Here is a 19,753-nt window from a genome sequence, read left to right as displayed (position 1 = left end):
CCACCATGCACCGCAGAACCCTTTTGACCGCCGCCAGCTGCGCCGCTGCGTGCAGCGCCCTCGCCCCGCTGGGCAGCGCCCACGCCCAGGTCACCGACCTCAACGACGCCATCAACAAGGCTGGGCGCCAGCGCATGCTGAGCCAGCGTGTGGGCAAGGCCTGGCTGGCCCTGGCCCACAAGGCCGACACGCCCACGGCACGCCAGGTGATGGAGCAGTCCATCGCGCTTTTCGAGCGCCAGCTGGTGGAACTCAAGGCCTATGCGCCCTCGCCCACCATCCGCGAAACGTACACCAAGCTGGAAACCGCCTGGGCCGCCCACAAGACCACGCTGGCTGCCGCCACATCGTCCACCGACAATGCCAGCGCCATGCTGCAGGCCGATGCCAAGGTGCTGGCCCTGGCCCATCTGGGCACCACGCAGTACGAGGCAGCCTCGGGCAAGCCCGTGGGCCACCTGGTGAACATTGCAGGCCGTCAGCGCATGCTGAGCCAGCGCATGGCCAAGTTCTACCTGGCCGCCATGCTGCCCGTGGACGCGTCCACCGCCACCACCGAAATCGCCAAGGCCCGCAGTGAATTCATCGCAGCCACCGAGCTGCTGCGCAATGCCCCCCAGGCCACCAACCGCATCCGCCAGGAACTGCAGCTGGCCGACGGCCAGTGGGTGTTTTTTGACGCTGCGCTGCAGCGCATGCAGGGTGGGGGCAACGTGAACCGCCAAGTGGCCGAGGTGTACGTGGCCAGCGAAAACCTGCTCTCCAGCATGGACCGCGTGACCGGCATGTATGCGGCGCTGGCGGCCTGAGCCCACCCGAGACTTCCTCAAAAAATAACGAGCCGCCCCACGATGACCCTGGCAGGCTCCCCGACAACATCCAAAGACACCGAAGGAACCATGATGACCACAACCAACAGCCCGCAATGGAAGCTGATCTGCCGCGTGGACGACATCCCCGTGCTGGGCTCGCGCCGTGTGGCGCGCCCACAGGGCCTGGATGTGGCCGTGTTCCGCAACGATGCCGGGGGCGTGTTCGCACTGCTCGACCGCTGCCCGCACAAGGGCGGGCCACTGTCGCAAGGCATCGTGTTTGGCACGCAGGTAGCCTGCCCGCTGCACAACTGGACCATCGGCCTGTGCGACGGGCAGGCATCGGCTCCCGACGAAGGCTGCACGCCCAAGTTCGCCGTGAAGGTGGAAGATGGCGCGGTGTATCTGGATGCCCTGGAGCTGGACGAGCATGCGGTCGATTTGACGCGCCCCGTAGCAGGGCCGGCGCGGCGCGGCCTGGCGGCCTGATCACCCCGCAACGTCCATCGAACACCAAAGCTATTAAATACATAGCTATCAGCGCTTTTCCATCAAGCGCTAGAGCCCAAAAAACATCTGGAATCCACGCCATGCAAGAAACGAAATCCACCTGCCCCTACTGTGGCGTAGGCTGCGGCGTGATCATCGAATCCGAAGGCGCGCAGATCACCGGCGTGCGCGGCGACCCCACCCACCCCGCCAACTTTGGCCGCCTGTGCACCAAGGGCTCGACCCTGCACCTCACGGCCAGCAGCCCCGTCACGCTGCAGACCCGCTTGCTACAGCCCCTGCACCGCGCGCAACGCAGCGATGCTCCCCAGCCCCTGCCATGGGACGCCGCGCTGAACCTGGCCACCGAAAAATTCGCAAACACCATCCAGAACCACGGCCCCGATGCCGTGGGCTTTTACGTGAGCGGCCAATTGCTCACCGAGGACTACTACGTCTTCAACAAGCTGGCCAAGGGCCTGATCGGCACCAATAACATCGACACCAACTCGCGCCTGTGCATGAGCAGCGCGGTGGCGGGCTACAAGCAGACCCTGGGCGCTGACGCGCCACCCGCCTGCTACGACGATGTGAAACACGCGCAGTGCCTGTTCATTGTGGGCAGCAACGCGGCCTGGGCGCACCCCATCTTGTTTCGCCGCATTGAAGACGCACGCGCCGCCAACCCGGGCATGAAAGTCATCGTGGCCGACCCGCGCCGCACCGACACCGCCGGCATGGCCGACCTGTTCCTTCCCATCCAGCCCGGCAGCGACGTCATGCTGTTCAACGGCATGCTGCACCTGATGCTGTGGGAGGGATGGACGGACGCCGCGTACATCGCTGCACACACCACGGGCTTTGACGAACTCAAGGCCCTGGTGCGCGACTACACACCCGATCGTGTGGCGCAGACCTGTGGCATCAGCGTGGCCGACCTGACCACCGCCGCCAAGTGGTTTGCGCAGTCCAACGCCACGCTCAGCCTGTACTGCCAGGGCCTGAACCAGAGCAGCAGCGGCACGGCCAAGAACGCGGCGCTCATCAACCTGCACCTGGCCACCGCACAGATCGGCAAGCCCGGCGCGGGCCCGTTCAGCCTGACCGGCCAGCCCAACGCCATGGGCGGGCGCGAAGTGGGTGGCCTGGCCAATCTGCTCAGCGCCCACCGCGACCTGGCCAACCCGCAGCACCGCGCCGAAGTGGCCGCGCTCTGGGGCGTGGCCGATGTGCCCAGCAAGCCGGGCAAGACGGCCGTGGAGATGTTCCAGGCCGCCGCCGACGGCGAGATCAAGGCCCTGTGGATTGCCTGCACCAACCCCGCGCAAAGCATGCCCGACCAGGCCACCGTGCGCCGCGCACTGCAGCGCGCCGAGTTTGTGGTGGTGCAAGAAGCCTTTGCCACCGCCGCCACCTGTGCCTATGCCGACCTGCTGCTTCCCGCCACCACCTGGGGCGAGAAGACTGGCACGGTGACCAACAGCGAACGCCGCATCTCGCGCGTGCGCACTGCCGTGTCCGCACCGGGCGAGGCCCGCCACGACTGGGCCATTGCGGTGCAGTTTGCGCACCAGCTGGAGGCCCGCCTGCGCCCCGGCCAGCCCACGCTGTTCCCCTACACCACTGACGACGCCGACCAAGGCGCCGAAACTGTGTGGAATGAGCACCGCGAGAGCACCCGCGGACGCGACCTGGACATCACCGGTCTGTCGTGGGAGACGCTCGAATCTGCAGGCCCCCAACAGTGGCCATTGCCTGAGGGATCCACCACGGGCAAGGCCCGCCTGTACGAAGACGGCGTGTTCCCCACCCCCGATGGTCGCGCCCGTTTTGCCGCGCACGCCTGGCAACCCACGGCCGAGCAGCGCGAGTCGCGTTACCCCTTCAGCCTGACCACCGGCCGCCTGCGCGACCAGTGGCACGGCATGACGCGCACCGGCACCCTGGGCCGCCTCTTCGGCCACGTGGCCGAGCCCAGCGTGCAACTGCACCCACAGGACATGGAGCGGCGCGGCCTGAAGAACGGCGACCTGGTCTACGTGACGAGCAAGCGCGGCACCATCGTGGTGCCCGCGCAGGCCGACACCACCGTGGGCCTGTCGCAGGCGTTCATGGCCATGCACTGGGGCAGCGAATTTTTGAGCGGCTGCTCGTCCACCGGCGAGCGCTTGGCAGGCGTGAACGCGCTCACCACCTCGGCCTATTGCCCCACGTCCAAGCAGCCCGAGCTCAAGCACGCGGCCGTGAAGGTGCTCAAGGCCGAGCTGCCCTGGACGCTGCTGGCCATGGCCTGGCTGCCCGCCGACAGCGCCCAGGCCACGCGCGAGGCGCTGTCCGCGCTGATGGCGCAGTTTCCGTTTGCGAGCTGCGTTCCCTTCAGCAACAACACACCGCTGGGCGAACCCGGCCGTGAGCGCGTGGGTGTGCTGCTGCGCGCCGCCGCGCACGAGGCACCGCCCGACGCCACTGTGGAACGCATCGAATCTCTGATGGGCCTGACTGGCGCCGACACGCTGCGCTATGCCGACAAGAAACGCGGCCAGCGCCGCGCCGCGCGGCTGGCTCGCCATGGGGACACCACCACGCTCGAAGGCATCGTGCTCGCGGGCGACACCAGCGCCGAGGGCTGGCTCAAGACCCTGCTGCAGGAAGAACTGCCCGCGCAGACTTATGGCCGCCTGCTGCTCGTGCCCGGCGCCAAAGCCCCCGTGGCCGTACAGTCGCGCGGAAAATCGGTGTGCACCTGCTTCAACGTGACGGATGCGGCCATCACCGCCGAGCTGGCGCACTGCCACGGAACCGACGACGACCGCCTGGCGCAACTACAGGGCAAGCTGCGCTGCGGCACCAACTGCGGCTCGTGCCTGCCCGAACTCAAGCGCATGGTGCGCGCCACAGGGCCACTGGCGTCCAAGCCCCTGGCGCAGGCCACCATATAACCCAAAGTTCTCTGGGTTGCGAGAAAATAGCCTTCAAACCAACAAACCCCACCAGAACTTGTGCAACAGGGCTGCAGCCAGGCGCTTTCGGCACAGACAGTACGCCTGTACGGCAAGCCGAAACAACGACGCTGAAGCCCTGTTTCACAAGTCCCGCCACCAAAGACCATGGCCATCGCCCAGTACATCAAGGAAATCGGCCGCGGCGCGCGCGGCGCCAAGCCACTGACGCGCGAGCAGGCCACCGACCTGTTCGGCCAAGTGCTGGACGGGCATGTGAGCGACCTGGAGATCGGCGCGTTCTGCCTGGCCATGCGCATCAAAGGCGAGACGTCCGAAGAGATGTGCGGCTTTCTGGATGCCACGCACCAGCGCCTGGCCCTGCTGCCCGCCACCGACCGCCCCCTCATCGTGCTGCCCAGCTACAACGGCGCGCGCAAGCTGCCGGTGCTGACGCCGCTGCTGGCGCTGCTGCTGGCGCGCGAGGGGCTGCCCGTGCTGCTGCACGGCATGCGCACCGAGGCGCGGCGCATTTTGGCATCCGATGTGCTTCTAGCGCTTGATGTACCTGCGCTAACAGCTCCTGAAAAAATAGCAAACGGCACCGTGCGCCATATCCACACCCAACACCTGCACGCAGGCCTGGCGCGCCTGCTCTCAGTGCGCGAGGTGGTGGGCTTGCGCAACCCGGGGCACAGCGTGGTCAAGCTGATGAGCCCGTGCGCGGGGCCGTCGGTGGTGGTCACTGCGTACACACACCCTGAATATTTCGAGATGCTGCAGACCACCTTTCGCACACTGGGCGTGAGCGCGCTGCTCTCGCGCGGGCTGGAGGGCGAGGTCGCTACTGATCCGCGCCGCACACCGCGATACGACGGTTTTGTGCACGGCGTGCACGCGGTGCTGGAATCACAGCAGCCCGGGACCGCCAGCGAGGTGCCCGGCTTACCCACCGAGATCGACGTGTCCACAACGGCCACTTACACCCGCTGCGTGCTGGCGGGCGAGTTGCCGATTCCGCCTGCGATTGAGCGCCAGGTGGAACATATCTTGCGACTTGCGGAACAAACCAATTCGGAGACATCCCCATGAGCCGCCCCACGCACACCAACACCCTGCCCCCTTCCAAGCCCCACCTCGGAACGGGAGGCAGCTGCACGCTGGTGGGCGCTGGCCCCGGCGATCCGGAACTGCTCACCATCAAGGCGCTCAAGGCCATCCAGGCCGCCACCGTGCTGCTGGTGGATGACCTGGTGAGCGACGCCATCGTGGCGCACGCGTCGCCCACGGCCCGCATCGTCTACGTGGGCAAACGTGGTGGCTGCAAGAGCACGCCCCAGGCCTTCATCGAGAAGCTGATGCTGATGGCGGTGAACGAGGGTGAGAACGTAGTGCGGCTCAAGGGCGGCGACCCGTTCATCTTTGGCCGGGGTGGTGAAGAAGTGGAGCACCTGCGCGCGGCAGGCGTGCCGGTCACCGTCATCAACGGCATCACAGCGGGCCTGGCGGGCCTGACCTCGCTGGGCGCGCCGCTCACCCACCGCGAGCATGCCCACGGCGTGGTGTTCGTCACCGGCCACGCCAAGCCCGGCGATGCGGGCACCGACTGGCGCCAACTGGCCGCCACGGCCCGCGACGCCAAGCTCACGCTGGTGATCTACATGGGTGTGAGCGGCGCCGCCACCATCGAGCAGGAGCTGCTCACCGGCCTGCCCGCCAGCACGCCCGTGGCCATCATCCAGCATGCCAGCTTGCCCCAGCAGCGCCACGCCGTGACCACACTGGGCGCACTGCACACCACCATCACGCGCGACGGGCTCGCCAGCCCCTCGGTGATCGTTGTGGGGGATGTGGTGCGGGGTGTGGCGCTGGCGTCGCAGGACGCGATGCATTCCACGTCTGAAAAATCCGAAGCACCCCGGGCGCGGCGCGCTGTCTGACGACGTGGGGGTGCCTGCGGCTGTGCGCAGCACCGGCCGCCTCCACAGCGCCGCAGCAGGCGAGAGATCTATCCAAAGCTGATAGCATCGCCGCGCGCAGACTCTGGAGAGAGTCTTCGCCAAGCCCCGACCCTCACGGGCCGCGCATTGTTACCACCCGCCCAGGAATTCGTTTGAACCAACGTGTCGTGCACCCCGCAGCGGTTCTGGTGCTGTCTTTTCTGACCGTCATCGCTGCCGGCACGGTCTTGCTCATGCTGCCGCTCTCGCACGCCCAGGGGCAGAGCGCGCCATTTCTCACGGCATTGTTCACCGCCACCTCCGCAGTGTGCGTGACAGGGCTGGTGGTGGTGGACACCGGCACCTATTGGAGCGGCACGGGCCAGGCCCTCATCATGGGCCTGTTTCAGCTGGGCGGCTTCGGCATGATGACGTCGGCCACGCTGATGGGGCTGCTCATCAGTGGGCAAATGCGCATACGCACCCGGCTGCTGCTGCAGGCAGAGACCCATTCGCTGGCGCTGGGGGACGTAAAGAGCGTTGCCAAGATCGTGCTCCAAGTGACGGTTGCCGTCGAGCTGCTGATGGCGCTGGCCCTGGGCCTGCGGTTCGCACTGGGCTATGGCATGCCCTGGGGAGAGGCTGCCTGGCAAGGCATGTTCCACTCCATATCGGCCTTCAACAATGCGGGATTTTCGACCTGGGCAGACAGCGTGGTGCGGTTCTCGTCCGATGTGCTGGTGCTGGCTCCGCTGATGCTGGCGATCATCATCGGAGGCCTGGGGTTTCCGGTGCTTCACGAGCTGCTGGCCGAACGCGGACGCAAACGCCCACTGTGGTCCATGCACACCGCCCTCACGGTGTGGGGCTCGCTGGCGTTGATCGCACTGGGCACGGTGGTGATCTTTCTGGCCGAGTTCGACAATCCGGGAACGCTGGGGCCCATGGGCTGGGCGCACAAGGGGCTGGTGGCACTGTTCACCTCGGTATCGGCACGCACGGCAGGGTTCAATGCAGTCGATATCGGAGCGCTGAGCACCGAATCACTGGCGCTGCACTACATCCTCATGTTCATCGGCGGGGGCAGCGCGGGCACCGCCGGGGGCGTCAAGGTGACCACGTTTTTTGTGTTGGTACTGGTGGTGTGGAACGAAATCCGTGGGCACCGCGACGTCGAGTTTCGCGGTCGTCGCATCGCCGATTCGGTGCAACGCCAGGCCATCACCATCTTGGTGCTCAGCGCGGCCGTGGTGGGACTGGCCATTTTGCTCATCTTGCCGCTCACGCCACTACCGCTGGAAAAGGTGCTGTTCGAAGTGATTTCAGCGTTCGGCACCGTGGGGCTGTCTACGGGCATCACCGCCGACCTGGTGCCGGGGGCGCAGGCCATCATCATTGCGCTCATGTTCATTGGGCGCGTGGGCGTGGTCACCCTGGCCGTGGCCCTGGCCACCAACCAGATGCGCCGCAACTACCGTTACCCCGAGGAGAAACCCATTGTTGGATAAAGCCGTAAAGAACCTGTCGGGCAGCGTGGTGGTGATTGGCCTGGGCCGCTTTGGCACCGGGGTTGCAAAATCACTGGTGGAGCTGGGCCACGACGTGCTGGCCATCGAGAGCGATGCCGAGACGGTGCAGTCGCTGGCGAGCGTGCTACCCCATGTGGTGCAGGCCGACGCCACCGACCTGGAAACCCTGCGCCAGCTGGCCGTGCCCGACTTTGCGCATGCGGTGGTGAGCATCGGCGGCAACCTGGAAGCGAGCGTGCTCACCATCCTGAACCTGAGCCAGCTGGGGCTCAAGGACATCTGGGCCAAGGCCATTGACCCCCAGCACGGCCGCATTGCCGAGCGGGTGGGTGCGCACCATGTCGTCTACCCTGAGGCGGACATGGGCGAGCGCGTGGCGCACTTGGTTACCGGCAAGATGATCGACTTCATCGAGTTTGACGACGGCTTTGCCATTGCCAAAACCCGGGCGCCGATGGAGACACACAACAAGCCGTTGTCCCAATCCGACGTGCGCAAACGCCATGGCATTACGGTGGTGGGCATCAAACGCCGCCACCTCGACTTCATCTACGCCAAGGCAGAAACCGAAATCAAACCGGGCGACCACCTCATCGTGGCAGGCCCCACGCGCATGGTGGAGCGCTTCGCAGCGTTGTACTGAGCGCCCAGCGCCGCGCCGCACGTGCCCTTCCCTGCCGCCAACGTGCCGGAGCACCTTGCGCGGCCGGTAGCGGGTGCGGGCCAAACCTCGTCAGTGCGTCTGCATCCATCGCATCGAAAGCGGCTGCGACACGTGACACTGGCCCGGGTATTGCTTGACCGGATGTATCTGAATGCAATCAGCACAAGGAACACCATGGCAGCCTTCCCCATCTCCACCCGCAACGGCATGGCCACTTCCTCAACGCCAGCTTCGACGTCCTTTTCGCCCCCCTCTTCGACGCTGTCTTTGGCGCCCAAGGCCGGGTCTTCAGCAGGCCGAGACAGCGAGATGTCGCTGGTCAATCTGGCGGCACGCCAGCGCATGTTGTCGCAGCGCATGGTGTTGCAGACGGTGCTGGCCGCACGCGGCAGCGATCTGCACATGAAGGCGGCGCGCAGCTCATTGGCGCTGTTCACCGACAGCCAGGCCAGGCTGGTAGACACTGCCGGTCACTTGGATGCCGCCAACGGCGACATCATCCGCAAGACCTACCACGGCCCCAACGGCGTTGGCGCCACGATTGATGCGTTTGCACAGCAGGTGGGCACCACGCTGGACCTGGCAGAGCGCCACAGCCCGCGTGTGGAAGACGCGCTGGCGCGGCTGGTGGAGTCCACCGACAGCGCACTGGAGGCCTTGAATACCGCCACCACCGCGTTCGATCAAGTGGGTAAGGCCAAGTCCGAAACCCTCATGAAAGAACTGGCGGGCATCGTGGCTTCCATCCAGACCGTGGCCCGCGAGGCCAAGGTGGTCAGCTTCAATGCCCAGGTCATGGCCGCCCGCGCAGGCCAGCACGGACGGGAATTTGCGGTGGTGGCCAACGTACTGTCGGGTATCACCAACGAAATAGACGGCCTTTCGCTACAGGCAGTATCGCTGGCTGGACGCAGCCGTGGCGCAGCCTGAAAAGGGCGCAACAGGCACTTACAATTGCAGCCATTGGAAACGGTGGCCGATGGGTAGGGCGCCCACACTCAGCCCACCACCGGGCCGTAGCCCGGCTGTAGCGGGCCTGTCCTCTTTCACGCCAGACACACAACACTTTCGGGAGATGCGTAAGCCATGAAGATCACCACCCTGTGCAAGAGCCTGGCGTTGGCCGGTTGCCTGCTGGCAAGTACCAGCATGGCCTGGAGCTACGAAATCAACGCAGGCAAGGTGCTGGACGGTGCGGGCAAGGCCATCCAGCTGCGCGGCGTCAACTGGTTTGGCTTTGAGACCAACAACCATGTGGTGCATGGCCTGTGGGCGCGCAACTGGACTGAAATGATCACGCAAATGCAGGCCCAGGGCTTCAACGCCGTGCGCCTGCCGTTCTGCCCCGCCACCCTGCACGGCTCGGCGCCGCCCAGCAGCATCGATTACGGCCGCAATGCCGACCTGCAGGGCCTCTCGGCCATCCAGGTGATGGACAAGGTGGTCACGGAACTGAGCAACCGTGGCATGTATGTGCTGCTGGACCATCACACCCCCGATTGCCAGACCATCAGTGAACTCTGGTACACCCAAAGCTACAGCGAACAGCAATGGATCAGTGATCTGACCTTTGTCGCCCAGCGCTACGCAGGCGTACCCGGCGTCATCGGCATCGATATCAAGAACGAACCCCACGGTGCCGCCACCTGGGGCACGGGCAACAACGCCACCGACTGGAACCGCGCCGCCGAGCGCGCAGCCGCTGCCGTATTGCCGCTGGCTCCCCATTGGCTGATTGCCGTGGAAGGCATCGGCGAGAACCCCAGCTGCTCGGGCAGCAACGCGCACTTCTGGGGTGGAAACCTCGAACCTCTGGCCTGCACGCCCCTGAACATCCCCGCCAACCGCCTGCTGCTGGCGCCGCACACATACGGGCCGGATGTCTACGTGCAGCCTTACTTCAATGCTTCGAACTTCCCGAGCAACATGCCGGCCATCTGGGACCAGCATTTTGGCCAGTTCGTGCAGGCCGGTTATGCCGTCATGCTGGGCGAGTTCGGTGGCAAATTTGGCCGGGGCGATGCGCGGGATGTGCAGTGGCAGAACGCGCTGGTGGACTACATGGTCGGCAAGGGCATGCGCAGCGGCTTCTACTGGTCGTGGAACCCCAACAGTGGCGACACCGGCGGCATTCTGGACGATGACTGGACCACCGTGCGCACCGACAAGGTCCAGTTGCTGAAGCGGCTGTGGGGCGACGGTACAACGCCCACAACCCCTACAACACCCACCACCCCCACGACGCCGACGACGCCCACCCCACCAACGCCCACTGGCGGTTTCTCGGTGCAGGAGATGATGGACAGCGTCTGGAACGCAGGCTATTGCCAGCGGGTCCGCGTCACCAACCAGGGCACCGCCGCTGGCAACTGGGCGATCACCATCCCCGTGAGCGGCACCATCAACAATCTTTGGAATGCCACATGGACGCAGGCTGGCAGCAACCTGAACGCGTCCGGCGTGGACTGGAACAAGACCCTCGCCCCCGGGGCAGCGGCCGAATTCGGTTTCTGCGCCGCGCGCTGAGCAACTTTTTCCCCAATTGAACAAGGGCTCCTGCCATGCAGGGGCCCTTTTTTGTTCCGGGTTCCCGGCCTACCCGCCAGCAGTCTCGCGCACCTGCCTGAAACGCTCCGCCAGCTCCTTGCGCAAGGATTTGCGCAGCAGTGCCGCATCCCAGCGGCGGCGTTCGTCGGGCGTGGAAGGCGACAGCGGCGGCACCTGCACCGGCTTGCGCGCCTCGTCCACTGCCACCATCGTGAAGAAGCAGCTGTTCACATGCCGCACCACCTGCGAGCGGATGTCTTCGGCCACCACCTTGATACCAACCTCCATCGACGAGGAACCGGTGTAGTTCACGCTGGCCAGGAAGGTCACCAGCTCTCCCACATGGATGGGCTGCAGAAACATCACCTGGTCCACACTCAAGGTCACCACATAGCAGGCCGAATAGCGGCTTGCGCACGAATAGGCCACCTGGTCCAGCAGCTTGAGAATGGCCCCGCCGTGCACATTGCCCGAAAAATTGGCCATGTCGGGGGACATCAGCACCGTCATGCTGAGTTGGTGTGAAGGGATGTTCATGCCGCGATTTTAGGGCTCCCCCGTGTCGCAGGCGCAACGCTGCAGGCCGCTACACTCGCGCCACACAAGCCAGATCACGGCCCATCAAAAAAGCCAAGCAGGCCGGGAGGCCAGAGGGGAAACCATGCTCGAAATCGACAAGCTCAATGAATTCACCGAAAGCCATGGCGCGCTGCGCACCGGGCGCGGGCTGGTGTCGGGCGTGATTGCACTCACGCTGGCCATCCTGTGTTTTCTGGGCGTGCTGGCCTTCCACTTCCCCGAGTACCTGACGACACCACAGCTGCGCAAGAGCTACGACGTGACGGTGATTCGCACCATCATGCTGACCGCCATGGCCATCGCGGGGGGCATCTCCCTCGTCAACATCCTCTTCAACCGTTCGCGCTGGCTGGCCACGTTTGCCTTTGCCATGGTGGCGCTGGCGGCGTTACTGGGCGGCCACAAGGTGGAGGTGGACCCGAACTTCCCTGACAACACACCGTACATCGGCCTGGACTGGTTCATCCTCGACCTGCTGGGCAGCTCACTGATCTTCATCTTCATCGAGAAACTCTTTGCACTGCGCAAGGACCAGCCCATCTTCCGCGCCGAGTGGCAAACCGACTTCCACCACTTCATCGTGAACCACATGGTGGTGGGCTTTGTGCTCCTGGCCACCAACCTCATCGTGCACAAATTTTTTGGCTGGGCGGCCAACGACGGTATTCGCGGCTGGGTACAGGACCTGAACTTCTGGGTGGCGCTGTTCCTCATCGTGCTCGTGGCCGACCTGGTGCAGTACTGGACGCACCGCGCCTACCACGAGGTGCCGCTGCTGTGGCGCCTGCATGCGGTGCACCACAGCGTGAAAAGCATGGACTGGATGGCCGGCTCGCGCCAGCACATCCTGGAGCTGCTCATCACCCGCACACTGGTGCTGGCGCCCATCTACGTTCTGGGTTTCAGCAAGGAAGTGATCGACGCCTACATCGTCATCGTGGGCTTCCAGGCCGTTTTCAACCACGCCAACGTGAGCGTGCGCCTGGGCCCGCTGCGCTACGTGCTCGTCACGCCCAACTTCCACCACTGGCACCACAGCCAGGACCAGGAGGCGCTGGACAAGAACTACGCTGCGCACTTTGCGTTTCTGGACTACCTGTTTGGCACCGCCGTCAAAAGCACCAAGCTCTGGCCCGAACACTACGGCGTGCTGGGCGACTACGTGCCCAACGGGTTTGTGAAGCAGTTCAAGTTTCCGTTCACTTGGAAGGGCTGAGAGGCTGAGGCGCCTCCCCCCTCCCCCACCGAGGAGGGCTACAGCTTGCCGAGTTCGGCTTCGAGCGCTTTGAGCTGGTTGCGCAGCTCCTCGGTTCGGGCCTCACACGCGGCTTTGTCCTTGCCCGCTGCAGCCGCGCGTTCCTGCGCGAACTGGGAGCCTTGTGCCAGGGTGCTGCGCCGCAGGGGGCCTGCATGGGCCACTGCAGCATCCGGTGCCGTTGCCGCGCATTCCTGCTGGTTGCGTTCGAGGGCCGCGCGCGCCTGCGGCACGCCCTGGTTCTGCAGATAGTGTTTGCGCTGCCAGGTGGGGCCGAAGGCGCCCTCCTTCGCGGTGGAGGGGCCAGGTGGAACAGGGGTGGCGCCCTGCATGGCTGGCTTCACCTCGATCTTCTCGCCCTGGCCCAGGCAAGGGCCATCCTGGAACGACACCTTGCCATCGGCATCCGTGCATTTGTTGACGGCCCAGGCCGGGGCCAGAAAGCCCAGCACCAAGGCGCAGGCGGCACAGCGTATCGGTTTCATGGAATAGTCCTCGGCGGGTGGATGTCACATGCTACCGCGCCGCGCACAACCGGCTCAGAGCCTCCTTGGTGGCATCGAGGCCTTGACCGACACCAACAAGGCGTGCCCCAGGGCTGGGGGCAGCCGCTCCAGTCTCAAAAAGGGATAGGGATAGACGCCTGTCCCTAACTTGACGCACCCCCGGTAAAAACCCGGTGGGTGCGCGGCTACCGCACTCCTACCATCGCCGCACCTTGAGGCCACGGTGGCCACGACCAGGAGGAGCTGTTTGATGAAGACCCACGTTGCCTTGCCCGTTAGCCAGCGGCTTTCCCAGGCGCGCCGCCGCAGCCTCGTGCTGGCACTGGCAGGCGGTGCGGCCTTGGCCAGCATGTCTGCCAGGGCGCAACCCGCTCCGGGCAAGGGCGACATTCTCATTGGCCGGTCTACCGCGCTGTCGGGTGGCATGGCCCCCTTTCTTGCACCCATCCATGAAGGACAGGACGCTGCAGTGGAAGACGCCAATGCCAAGGGCGGCATTGGCGGACGCAAGATTCGCCTGGTGACGCTCGACGACGGGTTCGATCCGCGCCGCACGCTGGAGAACGCCAGGCAGCTGAGCGAAAAGGAGGGCGTGCTGGCCTTGTTGGGCGTGTCGGGCACCTCTCAGGTGATGGCGCTGCTGCCCTACCTGGTGCAAGCCAAGCTGCCACTGATCTCGGTGTACACGGGTAGCCCTGCCATCCGGGCGCAGCAGCATCCCTACCTCTTCACCACACGCGCCAGCTATGCCGACGAGCTGGTCAAGATCGTGCGCAACCTGGTGGCAGTGCAGACCTCTCGCATTGCCGTGGCTTACGAGAACAACGACTTTGGCAAGCTGCTGCTGCCGCTGGTCGAAAAAACCATTGCCGCCGAAGGCGCGACGCTGGCCGGCTCGCATGCCATCGCGCCAACCGGGGCAGACGCCAACGACGCGGCCAAGGCCCTGGCCGCCCAGAAACCACAAGCCGTGCTGCTGGTGGCGGCGGGGCCGCCTGTGGTGGCCTACGTGCGGGCCAACCGCGCGCACCTGGGAGTGCCGGTCTACACCTTGTCGCTGGGCGCAGGCTCCGCAGTGCTCAAGGCGCTGGGTGACGACGCGCGCGGTCTGGCCGTGGCACGCACCGGCCCCTCGCCCACCAAGCCCACCATTGCGCTCACGCGGGACTTCCAGGCCTCCATGAAGCGCCACGACAAGCCTGTGGACTACGACCGCTACACCGGCTACATGGATGCGCGCGTGCTGATTGAAGGCCTGCGCGCAGCAGGGCCTGGCGTCACCCGGGCCAGCCTGGTCCAGGCCATGGAAGGCCTGGGCAACCTTGACCTGGGCGGCTACAGCTACCAGTTCAGCCCACAGAACCACCACGGCTCGAACTACGTGGACATCGCGGTGGTGGGCTCTGGCGGGGTGTACCGACAGTGATGGCGTGAGGGCCCCATGAACGCTGCGGCGACAATGGCGGCCCTGTCACCGCTGCCTGTTCATCACTGTGTCCCACACTTCCCCTGTTTTTGACGTCGTCATCATCGGCGCCGGTGCTGCCGGCCTGTTCTGCGCGGGCCAGGCGGGCCAGCGGGGCCTGAAGGTGCTGCTGATCGACCATGCCGAAAAGGTGGCCGAAAAGATACGCATCTCGGGCGGCGGACGCTGCAACTTCACCAACCGCGACCTGGACCCCGCCGCGCCCCACAAACACTTTGTGGGGCAAAACCCGCAGTTTTGCCGCTCGGCGCTGTCGCGCTACACGCCCGCCGACTTCATTGCGCTGGTGCAAAAGCACGGCATTGCCTTCCACGAAAAACACAAGGGACAGCTGTTTGCCGACCGCTCGGCCGAGGACATCATCGCCATGCTGCTGGCCGAGTGCGCGGCGGGCCAGGTGACGCACTGGCAACCTTGTGCGGTCAAAAATATAAAGTTTTTGGCCCCTGGCGCTTATCCATCAAGCGCTACCAGCTATCAAATTGATACTGACCGTGGCCCGGTGCACGCGCGCTCGCTGGTCATTGCCACAGGCGGGTTGTCCATTCCCAAGATCGGCGCCACCGACTTTGGCTACCGGCTGGCGCAGCAGTTCAACATCCCGCTTGTCGAGCGCCGCCCGGGCCTGGTGCCGCTGACTTTTGATGGCACGGGTTGGGCGCCGTATGCGCAACTCGCGGGCTTGGCGCTTCCGGTGCAAATCAGCACCGGGGCCAAGAAAACCCGTATGGCCTTCGACGAAGACCTGCTGTTCACCCACCGGGGCCTTTCGGGCCCGGCCGTGCTGCAGATCTCCAGCTACTGGCAGGAAGGCGCGCCGCTGGCCATCAACCTCGCGCCCACGGTGGATCTGCCCGCCGCGCTGGCGCAGGGCAAGGCCCGCTCGCGCAAGCTGATCGCCAACGAACTGGCCACCCTGGTCCCCAGCCGCCTGGCCGATGCCTGGGCGCAGCGCGAGGCCGACTGGCAGCGCCCCATCAACGAGGCCAGCGACAAGGCCCTGGCGCGGCTGGCCGAGCAGCTGGCGCGCTGGGAGCTGACGCCCACCGGCACCGAGGGCTACAAGAAGGCCGAGGTCACGCTCGGCGGCGTGGACACCAAGGCGCTGTCGCAGCAGACCATGGAGTGCAAGACGCAGCCCGGCCTGTACTTCATTGGCGAAGTGGTGGACGTGACGGGCTGGCTGGGGGGCTACAACTTCCAGTGGGCCTGGGCCTGCGCTGCGGCGTGCGCGCAGGCGTTGCCGCCAGCGGACCACTGAAGCACTCCGTTCGCAACCGGGAGGGGCATCGCACCTAAACTCCACGCAACAACACATCGCTTTACCGGTGATACGGCGGGAGCCACGGCATGGATGGATTCGAACGCGCAGAAAAGTACCAAGCGGCCGCAACGGCCGTGGGCGCACTAATTGCCCTCGTCCCTGCAGCAAGCATTGGCGGAAACATCTTCATCGCGATCCTCGCAGCGCTGGGCGTGGGCTCGCTGGCCGGGGGCGCGGTGATGGTGTGGTGGCTGCGCACTGATGAGGGCGATGCCTACCTGCGAGCCGACTCACGCATCTCGGGCCGCTCGACCTCACGCACCTCGCTGTGGCTGGGCAATATGGCCCCGGGCGCCATCCTGGTCGGACTGGCCGTCGCGCTGCACATCCGAATTGCCTGATGGGTAAGGACGGGCGCTGAGGGCCGGGTCACCCCCACAGCGGTGCAGGCTGCGTACTGCCAAAACCCAGCCCCCGTACCGACGCGCTCTGGAGCACGCCGTGCTCCAGAGCCCAGGCGTGTAGCGCCTCGGGCGGCAGCGGGCGGCTGAAGTGGTAACCCTGCAGCTCCTCGCAGTCCAGCGCACTCAGCACCTGCGCCGTGGCCAGGTCTTCCACCCCCTCGGCCACAATCTTGAGGCCCAGCGTGTGGCCCAGCGCGATGATGGCGCGCGTGATCGCCATGTCGGCGGGGTTGCTCAGCATGTCGTGCACGAAGGACTTGTCCACCTTGAGCCGGTCGATGTCAAAGCGCTTAAGGTAGGCCAGGCTGGAATACCCGGTGCCAAAGTCGTCGATGGACAACTGCACGCCCAGCGATTTGAGCGCAGCCAGTTGCTGCTCGGCCGCGTGGGCGTTGTCCATGAGCTGTGACTCGGTGATCTCCAGCTCCAGCCGGTGGGCCGGCATGCCGGTGCGCGCCAGCAGTGCCTCGATGTCGCTGACCAGCAGCGGGTCAGCCAGCTGCGCGGCCGAGAGGTTGACCGAGATGGAGACATGCGCCAGCGGATGGACCAGCCCGCGCGCGGAGGGGCCCGACAGCGGCACCTGCCATCGCACCCATTGCTCGCAAGCCTGCTGCAGCACCCAGCCGCCGATCGCGCGGATCATGCCGGTCTCCTCGGCAATGGGGATGAATTCGCTGGGCGGGATGTGGCCCAGGGTGGCGTTGTTCCACCGCAGCAGTGCCTCCACGCCCAGCAGGCCGCCGCCCTTGGCGGACAGGCGCGGCTGGTAGTGCAGACTCAGCTCCTGGCGCTCCAGCGCGCGGCGCAGTTGCTGCTCCATCGTCTGGCGGGCCAGCGCGCGCTGGTCGGTCTCGGCCGAATAGAACAGCGCCATGTCGCGGCCCGTGGTCTTGGCCTCGTACATGGCGGCGTCGGCACGGCGCATGAGCTCGTCGATGTCGCTGCCGTCCTCGGGGTAGACGGCGATGCCCACACTGCACGACACGTTCAGCTCGTGCCCTTCCACCGGGTGGCTCTGGCGGATGAGCGGAATCAGGCGCCGCTCCACCAGCTGCTGCACATCCTCGCGCCCGGCCACGTCGCGCATCACCACCACGAACTCGTCGCCGCCCAGGCGGCTGACCGTGTCGCGGCTGCGCACGGCCTGCGTGAGGCGCCCGGCCACCGAGCGCAGCAGGCCGTCGCCGATGTGGTGACCCAGCGTGTCGTTGATGGCCTTGAAGCGGTCCAGGTCGATGAACAGCACAGCCACCTTCTCGCCCGTGATCGGCGCCTGCGCCAGCGCCATCTGCAGACGCTGCACGCACAGCGAACGGTTGGGCAACTCGGTGAGCACGTCGTGGTGCGCCAGGAACTGAATGCGCTCTTCGCTGCGCTTGCGGTCGGTGATGTCGATGGCGATGCCGATGTGGTTAGCCAACGTACCACCCTTGGTCTCGCGCACGGCCGACACCATGAGCCAGGCCGGATAGGTCTCGCCCGAGCGGCGGCGAAACCGCACCTCGCCCTGCCACGACTCCTTGTCGAGCATGGTGCGGTGGATCTGCGCCGACAGCGGCTCGGCACCCGACTCTTCCAGCAGAAAGCCCAGGTCCTCGCCGATGACCTCGTAAAAGTCGTAGTGCGTGCTGCGGCAGAACGCCTTGTTCACGCTGATGATCTGCTGATCGGCGTTCATGATGATGATGCCCTCGGACGAGGCCTCGAACACCTTGGCCCACAGCTCCAGCCGCTGCTCCATCACCTTGAGCACGTTGATCGGCGTGAACGCGGTGAGCACCGAATCGCGCCCCTGGAACTGCAGGCGCCGCGCCGACAGCACGGCCCAGGAAGGCTCGGCGGTGCCCTTCCAGCGCACCTCGAACTCATCGACCGAGCCCTGGTCCGCCAGGCGCTGGAAGAAGCGCGCCCGCACGCCGGGCTCCAGCCCCACGGCCCACGGGTCGGTCTTGCGGTCACCCAGCCAGTGGGCAGCCGGGGCGTTGGAGTGCAGCACCTCGTGCTCGGGCACCGAGGTGACCACCATGGGGATGGGGAAGGCCTCGACCAGCTCGCGCTGGGCCTCGGCCGCGCGCGCGCTGGCGGCCAGCTCCTGCTGTAGCACGCGGTCGCGGTCAAGCTGGGACAGCATTTCATTGAAAGCCGTGACGAGACGCCCGATCTCGTCACGGCTGGCCCAGTGCGCGCGCAGTGTGTGGTCGCCGCTTTTGCGCACCTCGTCGGCCACCCGCGCCAGTTGCTGCAGCGGCTTGGCGATCTGCCGCGCCACCAGCGTCACGAGGGAGAGGATGCAGCCCAGCAGCACCAGCGCGGTGCCCAAATGCAGCCACATGCGAGCGAAGAGCCCATCCACACGGCGGTTGAGCAGCCGCTCCAGGTCCACGATACCCACCGTCCAGGCATCGCGCAGCGCGCCCAGCACCTGCATCTGCTGCGTGCCCACCTGCGCCATGGTCAGGCGCGACTCCCCCGCCGCCACACCCTGCAGCAACGCCTGGAAGCCCTCCAGGGATTGGTGGAGCGCCTCGCGCGGCCCCTGCAAGGCCGCCCGCATTTCGGGCGAGCCTGCGATGAATGCCTGGTTGTAGTCCGCCTCAATGCCCTGCATCACAGCATCCAGCCGCCCCACCAGCGTGAGCAGCTCAAAGGACCACTGCGGACCGCGCCCGGTCTGCGCCGCGTTCAAGAACACCACCGTGTCGTGCACCGCCTGCAGCAGCTCTGGAAACCGCAGCACCACCAGCGACATGCCGTAGTAGCTGTCGAGATCCGGGTCCAGAATCAGGTTGGACTGGTTGCCTACCGTGGTCAGCAGCTCGCGGCCCTCGCGCAGCAGCTGGCTGCGCATCCCGGTCAGCACCTGCGCATCCGTTGCAGACGGCGGCCTGGCGGCCAGTTGCCCGAGCACCATGCTGAAGCGTTCGCCCACTTCCTGTGTGCGCAACTGCTCGTCATACGCCTTGCGCACACCCGTCAGCCGTGCAATCACATCGCCCGCCAGCGGCGGCTGCTGGGATGCATCCAGAAACTGCCCCATGAGCCCGTCGCGCAGCACCGCCGCATACGTGGTGCCCACGATCTCCTTGCGTGTGAAATCGATGGCCACGTACTTTTCGTGGATCAGAATGCTGGACACATAGATCACCGCCGACAGGTCCAGCAGGTAGATGAGCATGAGCTTGCGCCCCACACTGAGGCGGCCCAGCCAGCCCGAAACGCGGTGCATGAATGCCATGGTGTCTGTGGCGGCAGGCCCACCCGGGCGGATGACCTGGG

The 19,753-nt window shown here is 65.8% G+C and carries 16 protein-coding genes; 13 read left to right on the top strand and 3 right to left on the bottom strand.

Going from position 1 to position 19,753, the window contains the following annotated elements:
• Positions 1–5 precede the first annotated feature (5 nt).
• The 9 genes from ACSQ22_RS13795 (at position 6) to ACSQ22_RS13755 (ending at position 10,899) form a co-directional block, all read left to right on the top strand.
• Positions 6–809 (top strand): type IV pili methyl-accepting chemotaxis transducer N-terminal domain-containing protein, encoded by an 804-nt coding sequence (locus ACSQ22_RS13795; protein ID WP_121419395.1) that lies wholly within the window; start codon positions 6–8, stop codon positions 807–809.
• A 93-nt stretch (positions 810–902) separates the two neighbouring features.
• On the top strand, positions 903–1,301 hold the full coding sequence (gene nirD, locus ACSQ22_RS13790; RefSeq protein WP_218299179.1) for a nitrite reductase small subunit NirD: 399 nt from the start codon (positions 903–905) through the stop codon (positions 1,299–1,301).
• Between the two features lie 101 nt (positions 1,302–1,402).
• Complete coding sequence (locus ACSQ22_RS13785; protein ID WP_436130645.1) at positions 1,403–4,240, top strand: nitrate reductase; 2,838 nt, start codon at positions 1,403–1,405, stop codon at positions 4,238–4,240.
• Positions 4,241–4,408: 168 nt separating this feature from the next.
• Positions 4,409–5,332, top strand: a complete 924-nt coding sequence (ybiB, locus tag ACSQ22_RS13780) for a DNA-binding protein YbiB (protein WP_436130644.1) — start codon at positions 4,409–4,411, stop codon at positions 5,330–5,332.
• Positions 5,329–6,180, top strand: coding sequence for a uroporphyrinogen-III C-methyltransferase (gene cobA / locus ACSQ22_RS13775; RefSeq protein WP_055400212.1), 852 nt, complete (start codon positions 5,329–5,331; stop codon positions 6,178–6,180). Before ybiB ends, cobA begins: the two co-directional genes overlap by 4 nt.
• A 173-nt stretch (positions 6,181–6,353) precedes the next feature.
• Positions 6,354–7,688: a TrkH family potassium uptake protein gene (locus ACSQ22_RS13770; RefSeq protein ID WP_431152340.1), complete on the top strand. Its 1,335-nt coding sequence runs from the start codon at positions 6,354–6,356 to the stop codon at positions 7,686–7,688.
• The gene (locus tag ACSQ22_RS13765; protein ID WP_233559363.1) at positions 7,681–8,352 is read left to right on the top strand and encodes a potassium channel family protein; all 672 of its coding nucleotides are present in this window, start codon (positions 7,681–7,683) and stop codon (positions 8,350–8,352) included. Before ACSQ22_RS13770 ends, ACSQ22_RS13765 begins: the two co-directional genes overlap by 8 nt.
• A gap of 195 nt (positions 8,353–8,547) precedes the next feature.
• Positions 8,548–9,303, top strand: coding sequence for a methyl-accepting chemotaxis protein (locus ACSQ22_RS13760; RefSeq protein ID WP_436130643.1), 756 nt, complete (start codon positions 8,548–8,550; stop codon positions 9,301–9,303).
• Between the two features lie 156 nt (positions 9,304–9,459).
• The gene (locus tag ACSQ22_RS13755) at positions 9,460–10,899 is read left to right on the top strand and encodes a cellulase family glycosylhydrolase (RefSeq protein ID WP_436130642.1); all 1,440 of its coding nucleotides are present in this window, start codon (positions 9,460–9,462) and stop codon (positions 10,897–10,899) included.
• A 69-nt stretch (positions 10,900–10,968) separates the two neighbouring features.
• Here the strand turns inward: ACSQ22_RS13755 and ACSQ22_RS13750 are convergent, their stop codons facing one another.
• Positions 10,969–11,457, bottom strand: coding sequence for an acyl-CoA thioesterase (locus ACSQ22_RS13750; protein WP_010459986.1), 489 nt, complete (start codon positions 11,455–11,457; stop codon positions 10,969–10,971).
• Between the two features lie 124 nt (positions 11,458–11,581).
• On the opposite strand from ACSQ22_RS13750, the gene ACSQ22_RS13745 reads away from it, so the two are divergent.
• Positions 11,582–12,715: a sterol desaturase family protein gene (locus ACSQ22_RS13745; protein ID WP_436130641.1), complete on the top strand. Its 1,134-nt coding sequence runs from the start codon at positions 11,582–11,584 to the stop codon at positions 12,713–12,715.
• Between the two features lie 38 nt (positions 12,716–12,753).
• Here ACSQ22_RS13745 and ACSQ22_RS13740 read toward each other — a convergent pair whose 3' ends face one another.
• Positions 12,754–13,239, bottom strand: a complete 486-nt coding sequence (locus tag ACSQ22_RS13740; RefSeq protein ID WP_055400285.1) for a DUF4124 domain-containing protein — start codon at positions 13,237–13,239, stop codon at positions 12,754–12,756.
• A 271-nt stretch (positions 13,240–13,510) separates the two neighbouring features.
• On the opposite strand from ACSQ22_RS13740, the gene ACSQ22_RS13735 reads away from it, so the two are divergent.
• The 3 genes from ACSQ22_RS13735 (at position 13,511) to ACSQ22_RS13725 (ending at position 16,411) form a co-directional block, all read left to right on the top strand.
• Complete coding sequence (locus ACSQ22_RS13735; RefSeq protein WP_436130640.1) at positions 13,511–14,686, top strand: ABC transporter substrate-binding protein; 1,176 nt, start codon at positions 13,511–13,513, stop codon at positions 14,684–14,686.
• A gap of 67 nt (positions 14,687–14,753) precedes the next feature.
• Positions 14,754–16,007, top strand: coding sequence for an NAD(P)/FAD-dependent oxidoreductase (locus tag ACSQ22_RS13730; RefSeq protein ID WP_436130639.1), 1,254 nt, complete (start codon positions 14,754–14,756; stop codon positions 16,005–16,007).
• Between the two features lie 89 nt (positions 16,008–16,096).
• Positions 16,097–16,411, top strand: a complete 315-nt coding sequence (locus ACSQ22_RS13725; protein WP_055400198.1) for a hypothetical protein — start codon at positions 16,097–16,099, stop codon at positions 16,409–16,411.
• 28 nt (positions 16,412–16,439) lie between these two features.
• On the opposite strand, the gene ACSQ22_RS13720 is transcribed toward ACSQ22_RS13725, so the two are convergent.
• A complete protein-coding gene (locus ACSQ22_RS13720) occupies positions 16,440–19,712 on the bottom strand; it encodes an EAL domain-containing protein (protein WP_436130638.1) in 3,273 nt (1,090 codons plus the stop codon).
• Positions 19,713–19,753: the final 41 nt, after the last annotated feature.

The sequence above is a fragment of the Acidovorax sp. LjRoot38 genome, assembly GCF_964252975.1.
GTDB lineage: Bacteria > Pseudomonadota > Gammaproteobacteria > Burkholderiales > Burkholderiaceae_C > Acidovorax > Acidovorax facilis.
Note: the sequence above shows the minus strand (reverse complement) of the source record. Positions and strands in the feature narration are given on the sequence as shown.